The following is an 11,852-nucleotide window of genomic DNA, read 5'->3' as shown; positions in this document are numbered from 1 at the left end:
GACTGCGACCAGCGATCCTGTCACAAGCCGGACTGTCGGCCGAGGAGCCGGTCGGTGGCGGCCCGGTCACCGAGCAGCGCGTACCCGTGGGCGGCCTGCGCGGCGAGCGGGCCGCTGTCGACCGCGTCGGCCTGCCCGCCAGCCTCCACCAGCACCCGCACCGCCGCAGCATCGTCACGGGCTTCGGCATGCAGCCAACCGACGAACTGGGTCCACCCCGCCGCCACGGCGTGCGGCCCGGACGCGTGCGGCCCCCGAACGCGCACCGCGAGATCCTGCACCGTGCGCCACTGCGGCACCGCCCACGACACCATCACCGACGCAGCGACCGCGCTGATGAGCCAGCACGTCGGCCAGGAGGCGCACGGCCGGCGCGTCCAGACGCGCCGGGTGGGAGATCACGTACGCGATCCGCTGGTCATCGTCGCGGGTGGTCACGGCCGGGGTGTCGACGACCATGGCGGCGAGCGTCCCACCGGCCCACAAGGCGTCGCCCAGGTACCGGGCCACCTCACCCGTCGGCCGGGTACGACCGGTCTCGAGATCGTGCAGGTAGCTCTTGCCGTAGAAGACGCTCCGGGCCAGACCGCGCAACGACAAGCCACGCTCCCGCCGCAGCCGGGCCAACTCGGCGGCGAACCGTGGATCGACGACGGCACGGGAACGAACTGGCATGGGTACCTCCCCAGATGACGGACCGGCCCACGAGCTGCCACTGTCGACGGCAACGGCACCGACGGCGTGTGTGCAGTGACGGTGCGTCCACGGTCGCCAGCCCGGGTCGCGGACGGTGTCCGAGCTGAGGTCAGGCCGAGGCGGCGTGGAGGGGTGAGCGCCCAGTACGCCCGGCGCCCGCGCCGGCCCAGCGGTCGCACAGACGGGGCAGCTCCACAGTGTTCCCGACCCCCATCCGACCCGCCACGACCGACGTCAGGCTCCACTCGACCGCACGGTCCGCGTCCACACCTGGCCGCTCGGGACCCAGAGGTCAAGGTGACGGGGCGCTGTCCTGACGACAAAACCGCTCGAGACGGAAGCGCCCGCGCTCTAGGCTCGCACGGATGACCACCCTGGTGCGTTACCGATCCGAGGAGGAGGACAGCGGCCGGTGGCTCGCTTTCCCGTTCCGCCACGGTGACATCGTCATCAGTACCCGATCGAAGAGCGGCACCACCTGGATGCAGACGATCTGCGCGCTGCTGATCTTCCAGACCGCCGACCTGCCGGCACCACTGGCGCACCTGTCCCCCTGGCTCGACTGGCTGATCACACCCCAACAGCAGGTGTACGACCAGCTCGCCGCCCAGCAGCATCGACGCTTCATCAAGACCCACACCCCACTGGACGGGGTACCGATCGCGCCCCACGTGTCGTACGTCGTGGTGGCCCGGCACCCGCTGGACATGGCGGTGTCCCTCTACCACCAGGGCGAGAACATCGACCGGAAACGACTGCGCCAGCTCACCGGGGGACCGCCGTCCGACGACGCGCCGCCGGCACCTCCTCCCCTACGCCCCTGGCTGGTGCGCTGGACCGAGAGTCACCGGGACCCACGCGAGGCCATGGACTCGCTGCCCGGTGTGCTCTGGCATCTCACGGACGCCTGGCGACGCCGGCAGGAGCCGAACGTGCTGCTGGTGCACTACGACGACCTCCTGACCGACCTGGAAGGACAGATGCGACACATCGCCGCCTGGCTGGGCATCGAGGTGCCGGCCGAGCGGTGGGCGACGCTGGTGGAGGCCGCCACGTTCGGCGCGATGCGGGAGCGGGCCCAGATCCTGGTGCCCGATGCCGTCGGTGTGCTCAAAGACCGGCACGCCTTCTTCCGGCAGGACCGCTCCGGTGCGGGAGCAGCACTGCTGAGCACCGAGGAACTCCGCCGGTACCACCGACGTGCGGCCGAGCTGGCCCCACCGGACCTCCTGGCCTGGCTGCACCGACGAAGCTAGCCGCCGGACCAGCCTCGTCGTCACTTGGCGTTGAAGTAGTTCGCCTCCGGGTGGTGCACCACAATCGCGTCCGTGGCCTGCTCCGGCTCCAGCTGGAACTCCTCCGACAGCCGCACCCCGATCCGGTCCGCGCCGAGCAGGTCCACGATCTTCGCCCGGTCCTCCAGGTCGGGGCAGGCCGGGTAGCCGAACGCGAACCGGCAGCCCCGGTAGTCGGTGCGCAGCAGCCCGGCCAGGTCCGCCGGGTCGTCGTCGGCGACCGTACGCCCCGACGGCAGCGTCAGCTCGGACCGGACCCGCCGGTGCCAGTACTCCGCCAGCGCCTCGGTGAGCTGCACGGAGAGCCCGTGCACCTCCAGGTAGTCGCGGTACTCGTTACGGGCGAACATCTTCGCCGCGTACTCGCTGATCGGCTGGCCCACGGTGACCAACTGCAACGCCACCACGTCCAACTGCTCGCCACGTGGCCTGAAGTAGTCGGCCAGACAGAGCCGCCGCTCCTGCCGCTGCCGGGGGAAGGAGAACCGGGCCCGCTCGCTGTGCCCGTTCTCGTCCAGCACCACCAGGTCGTTGCCCTCGGAGTACGCCGGGAAGTAGCCGTACACCACCGCCGCCTCGAGGACCTTGTCGGCGGTCAGCCGGTCCAGCCAGTACCGCAGCCGGGGGCGGCCCTCGGTCTCCACCAACTCCTCGTACGACGGCCCGTCGCCGCCCCGCGCACCGCGCAACCCCCACTGGCCGAGGAACGTCGCCCGCTCGTCCAGCAGCGCCGCGTACTCGGCCAACGGCAGACCCTTGACCACCCGGGTGCCGAAGAACGGCGGGGTGGGCACGTCCACGTCGGTCGCCACGTCGGAACGGACCGAGGCGTCGTCCAGCTCCGGCAGCGACTCGTTGACGATCGCCCGCTGCCGCTCCCGCCGCGCCCGCCGGGCCGCCAGCGCCGCCTCCCGCTCCGGGTCCACCACCGGCGCGCCGCCACGCTTGGCCGCCATCACCCGGTCCATCAGGCTAAGCCCCTCGAACGCATCCCGGGCGTAGTGCACCTCGCCGGGGAACATCGCCCGCAGGTCGTCCTCGACGTACGCGCGGGTCAGCGCCGCACCGCCCAACAGCACCGGCCACCGCTCGGCGACGCCACGGGTGGCCATCTCGCCGAGGTTCTCCTTCATGATGACCGTGCTCTTGACCAGCAGCCCGGACATCCCGATCGCGTCCGCCCGGTGCTGCTCGGCGGCCTCCAGGATCGCGTTGATCGGCTGCTTGATGCCGATGTTCACGACCTCGTAGCCGTTGTTCGACAGGATGATGTCGACCAGGTTCTTGCCGATGTCGTGCACGTCGCCCTTGACCGTGGCCAGCACGATCCGGCCCTTGCCGCCGTCGTCGGCCTTCTCCATGTGCGGTTCGAGGTACGCCACCGCGGTCTTCATCACCTCGGCGGACTGGAGCACGAACGGCAGCTGCATCTGGCCGGAGCCGAACAGCTCGCCGACCACCTTCATGCCGTCCAGCAGGATGTCGTTGATGATCAACAGGGGCGCGGTGCCGGCGGCCATCGCCGCCTCCAGGTCGGCCTCCAGGCCGTTGCGCTCACCGTCGATGATCCGCCGCTTGAGCCGCTCGTTCAGCGGCAGCGCGGCCAACTCCTCCGCCCGCGACGCCCGCGCCGAGGCCGCGTCCACCCCCTCGAAGAGGTCGATGAACCGCTGGAGCGGGTCGTAGCCCTCCCGACGGCGGTCGTAGACCATGTCGAGGGCGACCTCGCGGTGCTCGTCCGGGATCTTCGCCATCGGCAGGATCTTGCTCGCGTGCACGATCGCGCTGGTCAGCCCGGCCTGCACGCACTCGTGCAGGAAGACCGAGTTGAGCACCTGCCGGGCCGCCGCGTTCAGCCCGAACGAGACGTTCGAGATGCCCAGCGTGAAGTTGATCCCCGGGTACCGGCGGGTGATCTCCCGGATCGCCTCGATGGTCTCGATCGCGTCCCGGCGGGTCTCCTCCTGACCGGTGGAGATCGGGAAGGTCAGCGTGTCGACCATGATGTCCGGCAGCCGCATGCCCCAGCGGCCGGTCAGGTCGTCGACGATGCGCGAGGCGATGCGGACCTTGTCCGCCGCCGTACGGGCCTGCCCCTCCTCGTCGATGCACATCACCACCACCGCGGCGCCGTGCTCCTTGATGACCGGCATCACCCGGCCGAACCGGGACTCCGGCCCGTCGCCGTCCTCGTAGTTCACCGAGTTGACCACGCACCGACCGCCGAGCATCTCCAGGCCGGCCTCGATGACCTGCGGCTCGGTCGAGTCCAGCATGATCGGCAGCGTGGAGGCGGTGGCGAAGCGCCCGGCCAGCTCCCGCATGTCCTGGGTGCCGTCCCGGCCGACGTAGTCCACGCAGAGGTCCAGCAGGTGCGAGCCGTCCCGGGCCTGCCCCCGGGCGACCTCCACACAGGACTGCCAGTCACCGGCGAGCATCGCCTCCCGGAACGCCTTGGAACCGTTGGCGTTGCTCCGCTCCCCCACCATCAGCACCGACGCGTCCTGCGCGAAGGGCACGTGGTGGTAGATCGAGGAGACGCCCGGCTCCTGCACCGGCTCCCGCGACGCCGGCCGGACACCGTGCAGGCGCTCGGAGACCACCCGGATGTGCTCCGGGGTGGTGCCGCAGCAGCCACCGATCAGCGAGACGCCGTACTCGGTGACGAACCGCTCCAGCGCGTCGGCCAACTCCTCCGGAGTCAGCGGGTAGACGGCCCCGTCGGCGGTCAGCTGCGGCAGGCCGGCGTTCGGCATCACCGACAGCGGCACCCGGGCGTGCTGGGAGAGGTAGCGCAGGTGCTCGCTCATCTCCGCCGGGCCGGTGGCGCAGTTCAGCCCGATCAGGTCGATGCCCAGCGGCTCCAGGGCGGTCAACGCCGCGCCGATCTCGCTGCCCAGCAGCATCGTGCCCGTGGTCTCGACGGTCACGTGACAGATCAGCGGCACGGTCGTCCCGCTCTCGGCCATCGCCCGGCGGGAACCGACCACGGCCGCCTTGACCTGCAACAGGTCCTGGGAGGTCTCCACCAGCAGCGCGTCCGCGCCGCCGGCGATCAGGCCGGCGGCGTTCTGCTGGTAGGCGTCACGAAGGGTCGCGTACGCGGCGTGGCCGAGGGTCGGCAGCTTCGTGCCGGGCCCGATCGAGCCGATCACGAACCGGGGACGCTCCGGGGTGCTCCACGCGTCGGCCGCCTCCCGGGCGATCCGCGCGCCGGCCTCGGAAAGCTCCCAGATCCGGTGCTGGATGTCGTACTCGCCGAGGTTCGCGAGGTTCGCGCCGAAGGTGTTGGTCTCGACGCAGTCGCTCCCGGCGGCGAGGTAGGCCTCGTGGACCGACCGCACGACGTCCGGCCGGGTGACGTTGAGGATCTCGTTGCAGCCCTCGTAGCCCTCGAAGTCGTCGAGGGTCAGGTCAGCCGCCTGGAGCATCGTCCCCATCGCGCCGTCGGCGACGAGGATCCGGTCTGACAGCTCATTCAGCAACGAGGTCCGCACCCGTTCAGGTTAGTGCGGAATCTCGCGTCGTGGTGGAGCGGTACTCGTCGCTCCCACATTCTGCCGGCCACCGCCCGGGTTGCCCCGATCCGCGCCGGACGCCGACCGGTCCCGCTGTGCCCACGCGGCCGGCGACGGCCACCGACCGGCGCGGCCGACGGGCCGCATGCGACGCCGGGACGTAGGCTGGCGACGTGAGGGACAACAGGGACGCCACCGCGCGGGGCCGCCACACCACCACGCATGGTGCCGGCGCCGGCCGGGACGAGCAGGGTGAGGTGACGGCGTGACCGAGTTCGACGGGCTGCCGGTGCTGCGCTCTCCGGTGGCCATCGCCGCCTTCGAGGGCTGGAACGACGCCGCGGACGCCTCCACGGCCGCCGTGGAGCACCTGGAGCAGGTCTGGCAGGCCCGCCAGGTCACCGAACTTGACCCGGAGGACTTCTACGACTTCCAGGTCAGCCGGCCGACGATCACGATGGCCGACGGTGCCACCCGACGGGTCGAGTGGCCCACCACGCGCTTCATGGTGGCCAGCCCGGAGGGGACCGACCGGGACGTGGTGCTGATCCGGGGCATCGAGCCCAGCATGCGCTGGCGCACCTTCTGCGAACAGGTGCTGGAGCTGTGCCACAGCCTGGAGGTCGAGCGGGTGGTGCTGCTCGGCGCGCTGCTGGCCGATGTGCCGTACACCCGGCCCCTGCCGATCAGCGGCAGCGCCTCGGACGCCGAGGCCGCCCAGCGCTACCAGCTCACCCCCACCCGGTACGACGGCCCGACCGGCATCGTCGGGGTGCTCCACGACGCGTGCACCCGGGCCGAGGTCGACGCGGTCTCGTTCTGGGTGCACGTGCCGCACTACGCCAACAACCCGCCCTGCCCGAAGGCCACCCTCGCGCTGCTGCACCGGGTCGAGGAGGTGCTCGACCTGCCGGTGCCGATGGCCGACCTGGCCGAGGAGGCCGCCGAGTGGGAGCAGCGGGTGCGCAGCGCCGCCGAGCAGGACGCCGAACTCGGTGAGTACGTCCGGGAGTTGGAGGAGCGGGTCGGCGACGCCGGCATCACCCCGTTGACCGGGGACGAGATCGCCCAGGAGTTCGAGAAGTACCTGCGTCGGCGGGGTGGTTCCGCCGGACCGACCGCCGGCTCCTGGTAGGCCCCTCCCACCCGACCACTCGCAACGGGCCCGGGACGTCACCTCGACGTCCCGGGCCCGTTGTCGTCCACGCCCTGTCGTCCCCGCGCGCGGATGACGGGTAGCTGGCGAGGGAGGTGGCCTGACGGGAGAGGCATCGAGGAAGGGGCGTGCCGGGGTGGCGGAAAGCACACCCCGTAGGGCATCCTAGGAACCTAGCTGTTCGAGGCCGGGAGGAGCCGCGTCGTGCAGATCAACCCGGGAGCCGCCGAGTTCCCGCACCGCCAGATCGCCGACCAGCTGAAGACGCGGGTCCGGCGCGGGGACTGGGCACCCGGCGAGCGACTACCGTCCATCCCGGCCATCGCCGAGATGTTCGGGGTGGCGAAGCAGACCGTCCAGCGCGCCGTCGACCAGTTGCGGGTCGAGGGCGTCCTGATCACCAAACCCGGCTCGGGTACGTACGTCCGGGGCACCCGGCGGCGACTCAACCGGCTCTCCCGGGGACGCTATGGCGGCTTCCGCGGATACCACGCCGACCTGGCCGCCCGGTACCGGCAGCAGCTGGTCGCGGTGGGCCGTGCCCCCGCCCCGCCCGAGGTGGCCGACGCCTTCGGCGTACCGGACGGCACCGAACTGCTCGTCCGGCGACACCTGGTCCGCACCGAGGACTCCCCGGTCGAGGTGGGGGCGTCCTGGTTCCTGCCGGCCGACACCGCCGGCACCTCGCTGGAGCGGGCCGAGGCGTTCGGCCGTCCGCTCTACCAGGAGGCGGAGGAGGCCACCGGCCGGCGGTACGTGACCGCCGCCGACACGATCAGCGCGCGCCAGCCCAGCCGGGAGGAGGCGGAGACCCTCCAGATCCGGCCGGACACACCGGTGCTGCACCTGCTGCACGTGGCGTACGACGCCGCGCGCAAGCCGATCGAGGTGGCCCAGGCGACCTGGCCGGGGCCGATGACCACGCTGACCGAGGAGTACCGGGTCCCCGGTCCGACGCCGGAGCCCGACCCCGACCCGGGCCTCGTGCTCGGCTGAACCGACAGCGCGTTGAACCGACGGTGCGGGCCGCCGGGCGCGACCGACGGTGGCGACACGCGCGACTCGGCCGGTTTCGGCGACGGCCGACGGGCAGGGCGAGCTGGTCGCGCGGCGGCAGCCGTCAGAGGCGGATACCGAGCAGGGCGTCCACCGTCGCGGTGACCAGTGCCGGGGCGTCCGGGTCGTCCGCCGTACCGGCCAGCGTCTCCTCGGCCCACCGGTCGACCAGCGCCAACGCGCCCGGAGTGTCGAGGTCGTCGGCGAGGTGTCGGCGTACCCCGGCCAGCAGCGCCGCGCCGGACGGCCCGGCGGGGGCGGCGGCGGCCCGACGCCAGCGGGCCAGGCGCTCCCCGGCGGCGGCGAGCAGGTCGTCGGTCCAGGACCGGTCGCTGCGGTAGTGCCCGGCCATCAGGGCGAGCCGCACCGCCATCGGGTCGACCCGGTCGGCCCGCAGCCGGGACACGAAGACCAGGTTCCCCCGGGACTTGGACATCTTCTCGCCGTCCAGGCCGATCATGCCGGCGTGCACGTAGTGGGTGGCGAACGGGGCCTGCCCGGTGAGCCGCTCGGCGTGCGCCGCCGAGCACTCGTGGTGCGGGAAGATCAGGTCGTTGCCGCCACCCTGGACGTCGATCCGCTCACCGAGCAGGTTCAACGCGATCACCGTGCACTCGATGTGCCAGCCGGGACGCCCCGGGCCCAGGTCACCGCCGGGCCAGGACGGCTCCCCCGGCCGTTCGCCACGCCAGAGCAGCGGGTCGAGGGGGTCCCGCTTGCCGGGCCGCTGCGGGTCACCGCCACGCTCCGGGAAGATCTCCAGCATCTCCTCACGGGAGAGGTTGGACTCGTAGCCGAATCGGCCGGTGGCGGCGACGTCGAAGTAGACGTCCCCGGTGCCGTCGTCGAGCCGGTACGCCGCACCGTCCTTGAGTAGCAGCAGCACCCGGTCGGCGATGTCCGGGATCGACTCGACCGCGCCGACGTAGTGCGCCGGCGGGATCATCCGCAGCGCCTCCATGTCCTCGCGGAACAGGGCCGTCTCCCGCATGGCCAGGACCTTCCAGTCCTCGCCGTCGCGCTCGGCCCGTTCCAGCAGCGGATCGTCGATGTCGGTGACGTTCTGCACGTACGCGACCTCGCGGCCGGAGTCCCGCCACATCCGTTGGACGAGGTCAAATGTGATCATGGTCGCGGCGTGCCCGAGGTGGGTGGCGTCGTACGGCGTGATGCCGCAGACGTACATGGTCGCCGTGCCCTCCGGATCACTCCGGTGTGCACCGCGACGCGCCGAGTCGAACAATGTCAGCGGCTCGCCCCTGCCCGGCAGCCGCGGCACCTCGTGCCCCGCCCATGACTCCATGCCGTCAGCCTAACGAGCGTTACGACAGCGGGGACGACCCGTGTTGGTGATCAACCCGACAGCCTCCGGTGGAATCGGGCCACCGGAACGGGCGGCGCACCGCGATCCGGGGCGATGCCGCAGGTCAGATGGGCGGCCAGGGCACCGCCGGCCAGTCCTGCGATGGCAGGGGGAAGCGGCCGGTCTCCCGCAACACGGCGATCCGGTCCGCCAGGCGGCGGATCTCGGTCAGCGTCAGGTGCGCGGAGAGTTCCTCGCCGAGCGGGCCGTCGACCTGACCGGCGAGCGCGTCGAGCATCCGCAGCGCGTCCCCCGGGAGCTGTCGGCCCGACCAGCCCCAGAGCACCGTCCGCAGCTTCTCGTCCACGTGGAAGGTCACCCCGTGGTCCACGCCGTGGATCCGGTCCTCCGGGCCGATCAGGACGTGTCCGCCCTTACGGTCGGCGTTGTTGAGCACCACGTCCAGCACCGCCAGCCGGGCCAGGCGCGGATCGTCGGCGTGCGCCAGGGCGTACGGCGTGCCGTCGTCGTCCCGGGCGGCGGCGATCGGGAACCAGCGGGGTGGCACCGCGTCCGCCGGCACGAAGCCGACCAGCGGTTCGGCGTCGTCCGGCTCGTCGATCCAGAGCTGACACGAGCCGAGGCCGAACGGGCCGTCCCGCAGCACCGTCGGGGGGACCAGGTCCCAGCCGGTGGCCCGGGAGACCAGGTACGCGGCGACCTCCCGGCCGGCGAGCGTGCCGTCGGGAAAGTCCCAGAGCGGACGCTCACCGCGAACCGGCTTGTAGACGCAGCGGACGGTCACCCCGTCCAGGGTGAGCGTCCCGCGCAGGGTCGTGTTGGAGGCGTCCACGAGCCGCCCCTCCAGGGCGAACTCACCCTCGCGGAGCAGCCGCAGTGCGGCGCTCTCCTCCTCGGCGGGACGAGTGTCCGACAACGTCACCGGTGGTAGCCGTTGTGCCGGGGACAGAGGTGACCGGCGGGATCGAGGGGCTGGCCGCAGAGCGGACAGGGCTGCCGGCCGGCGTTGACCACCCGACGGGCCCGCTCGATGAACCGCCGGGTCTCCTGGGGGGTCAGCCGCACCCGGAGCCGGTCCAAGTCCTCGTCCGGCTCGACCACGTCGTCGTCATCGTCGTCGTCGTCATCCTCACCGAGCGCGACCTCGACCTCGGTCTCGCCTGCGGCGATCGCCTCGATCACCACGGTCGACGTGTCGACGTCGAACGCCAGACCGAGCGTGCCGACCCGGAACTCCTCGTCCACCGGAGTGTCCAGGGGGTCGTTGTCGGCGGTGCCGGTGGCCGGTAGCTCGGGCAGCTCGACACCGAAGCGCCGCTGCGCCTCGGTGAGGAGTTCCTCCAGCTTCTCGGCCAGCAGGGAAACCTGGACCTTCTCCAGCGCGACGCTGACCACCCGGCCACCGCCGCGCGCCTGGAGGAAGAACGTCCGCTCCCCCGGCGGCCCCACGGTCCCAGCGACGAACCGCTCCGGCGGTTCGAAGGCGTGCACCTGGTGGGTCATACCCCCGACCCTATCCGGCCGTCGGAACGGACGCGCACCCCACCGACGCAGAATCGTCGTCCTGGCCGCCGGGACCGGGCCGGACGGCCGGGCACGCCGGTCGCCACCGAACCGGGGACGGTCACCGACCGGCTCCCGCGCCGCCGCCCACCGCGGCGTCCGAGTCCGTCGCCCGGGCCGCCCGGCGTCGCCGCTTCCGCGCCGGGGGGACGAGCCCGGCCAGGTCACCGCCGGTGTCGTTGAGCCGCAGCAGGAACGGCCGGATCGGGGTGTACCGGATCGCGGTCACCGACGCCGGGTCCGCCACGATCCGCTGGAACAGGTCCAGGTGCACGCCGAGCGCGTCCGCCACGATGGCCTTGATCACATCGCCGTGGCTGCACGCCAGCCAGACCGCCTCCGGGCCGTGCTCAGCGGTGAGCCGGGCGTCCCAGGAGCGCACCGCCGCGACCGCACGGGCCGCCATCCCGGCCATCGCCTCTCCCCCGGGGAACACCACCGCGCTCGGGTGCTGCTGCACCACCGGCCAGAGGGGGTCCTTCGCCAGCTTCTTGAGCGGCTGCCCCTCCCACTCGCCGTAGCCGCACTCGATCAGCCCGTCCTCGACGACCGGGGCCACCCCGGGCAGGGCCAGGTCCAGGGTCTGCCGGCAGCGGACCAGAGGGCTGGTCACCACGGCGGCCAGTGGCAGGGCACGCAGCCGCTCACCCACCGCGCGGGCCTGGGATCGACCCGTCTCGTCCAGCTCGACCGGTTGCCGACCGGCCAGCCCTCCGTCGGCGTTCGCCGTCGTCCGGCCGTGTCGTAGAAGCAGAAGGGTCGCCACGCTGACCACCCTATGGCCTGACCCGGCGTTCCTCGCTCCCCGCCCGTCCGCGCTCGGCCACCGGTGAGTCGCCGCGCCACCGCCCCGTCGTCCCAGGTCGCCATGGTCGACTCCGTTTCGGCGATGTGGGACGGTCCGGAATGATGGAGGGCGCCGTTTCGGCGTGATGGAGTCGATCAGGGGCCGGATTCGGCTCTGCGCCGCAGTGGGGTGGGTGTCCGGTTCCCGGATGCGTCCGGCCCGGCTGGGCTGCGGCTGGAATGCCGGGCGGCCGGTGGTCGTTACACCCTCTGGACGACCGAGGTAGCAGCCCCGTGCCCCCCGATCCGCTGGCGGAGCGGTCGGGTGGAATGCCGGGCGGCCGGCGGTCGTTACATCTGGACCCGGCGTGGTGGGCCCCGCTCCCCGCCGAGGACCTCCGAACTTCTTTTCCCCCTCCCGGGCGCCGGACGGTGCTCGCACACCCCCACCCCCGGGT

General features: G+C 72.2%; 10 protein-coding genes. 3 read left to right on the top strand and 7 right to left on the bottom strand.

Going from position 1 to position 11,852, the window contains the following annotated elements; genetic code table 11:
- Positions 1–20: 20 nt before the first annotated feature.
- Together ACIBJE_RS08435 and ACIBJE_RS08430 are read right to left on the bottom strand one after the other, a co-directional pair.
- Positions 21–161 (bottom strand): hypothetical protein, encoded by a 141-nt coding sequence (locus ACIBJE_RS08435; protein WP_396744940.1) that lies wholly within the window; start codon positions 159–161, stop codon positions 21–23.
- Between the two features lie 13 nt (positions 162–174).
- On the bottom strand, positions 175–675 hold the full coding sequence (locus ACIBJE_RS08430) for a multiprotein-bridging factor 1 family protein (RefSeq protein ID WP_396744937.1): 501 nt from the start codon (positions 673–675) through the stop codon (positions 175–177).
- Between the two features lie 386 nt (positions 676–1,061).
- Here ACIBJE_RS08430 and ACIBJE_RS08425 point away from each other — a divergent pair, with 386 nt between their 5' ends.
- Complete coding sequence (locus ACIBJE_RS08425) at positions 1,062–1,952, top strand: sulfotransferase domain-containing protein (protein WP_396744934.1); 891 nt, start codon at positions 1,062–1,064, stop codon at positions 1,950–1,952.
- 20 nt (positions 1,953–1,972) lie between these two features.
- Here the strand turns inward: ACIBJE_RS08425 and metH are convergent, their stop codons facing one another.
- Positions 1,973–5,476 carry a methionine synthase gene (gene metH / locus ACIBJE_RS08420; protein WP_396745597.1) on the bottom strand — a complete coding sequence of 1,168 codons (3,504 nt, stop codon included), beginning with the start codon at positions 5,474–5,476 and terminating at the stop codon, positions 1,973–1,975.
- 298 nt (positions 5,477–5,774) lie between these two features.
- On the opposite strand from metH, the gene ACIBJE_RS08415 reads away from it, so the two are divergent.
- Positions 5,775–6,644 carry a PAC2 family protein gene (locus ACIBJE_RS08415; RefSeq protein ID WP_088984690.1) on the top strand — a complete coding sequence of 290 codons (870 nt, stop codon included), beginning with the start codon at positions 5,775–5,777 and terminating at the stop codon, positions 6,642–6,644.
- Positions 6,645–6,869: 225 nt separating this feature from the next.
- On the top strand, positions 6,870–7,661 hold the full coding sequence (locus ACIBJE_RS08410; RefSeq protein ID WP_396744930.1) for a GntR family transcriptional regulator: 792 nt from the start codon (positions 6,870–6,872) through the stop codon (positions 7,659–7,661).
- Positions 7,662–7,785: 124 nt separating this feature from the next.
- Here the strand turns inward: ACIBJE_RS08410 and mshC are convergent, their stop codons facing one another.
- From mshC to ACIBJE_RS08390, 4 genes are all read right to left on the bottom strand, one after another.
- Positions 7,786–9,024, bottom strand: a complete 1,239-nt coding sequence (gene mshC, locus ACIBJE_RS08405; protein ID WP_396744927.1) for a cysteine--1-D-myo-inosityl 2-amino-2-deoxy-alpha-D-glucopyranoside ligase — start codon at positions 9,022–9,024, stop codon at positions 7,786–7,788.
- A gap of 124 nt (positions 9,025–9,148) precedes the next feature.
- Positions 9,149–9,961, bottom strand: coding sequence for an SCO1664 family protein (locus ACIBJE_RS08400; protein ID WP_396744924.1), 813 nt, complete (start codon positions 9,959–9,961; stop codon positions 9,149–9,151).
- A gap of 2 nt (positions 9,962–9,963) precedes the next feature.
- Entirely contained in the window at positions 9,964–10,548 is a 585-nt protein-coding gene (locus ACIBJE_RS08395; RefSeq protein WP_396744921.1) for a DUF3090 domain-containing protein, read from the bottom strand.
- Between the two features lie 121 nt (positions 10,549–10,669).
- A complete protein-coding gene (locus ACIBJE_RS08390) occupies positions 10,670–11,383 on the bottom strand; it encodes a histidine phosphatase family protein (RefSeq protein WP_396744918.1) in 714 nt (237 codons plus the stop codon).
- Between the last annotated feature and the right edge of the window lie 469 nt (positions 11,384–11,852).

Origin of the sequence: Micromonospora sp. NPDC050187 (assembly GCF_044459745.1) — a bacterium.
Lineage (GTDB): Bacteria > Actinomycetota > Actinomycetes > Mycobacteriales > Micromonosporaceae > Micromonospora.
This window is presented reverse-complemented; position numbering and strand designations above follow the sequence as displayed.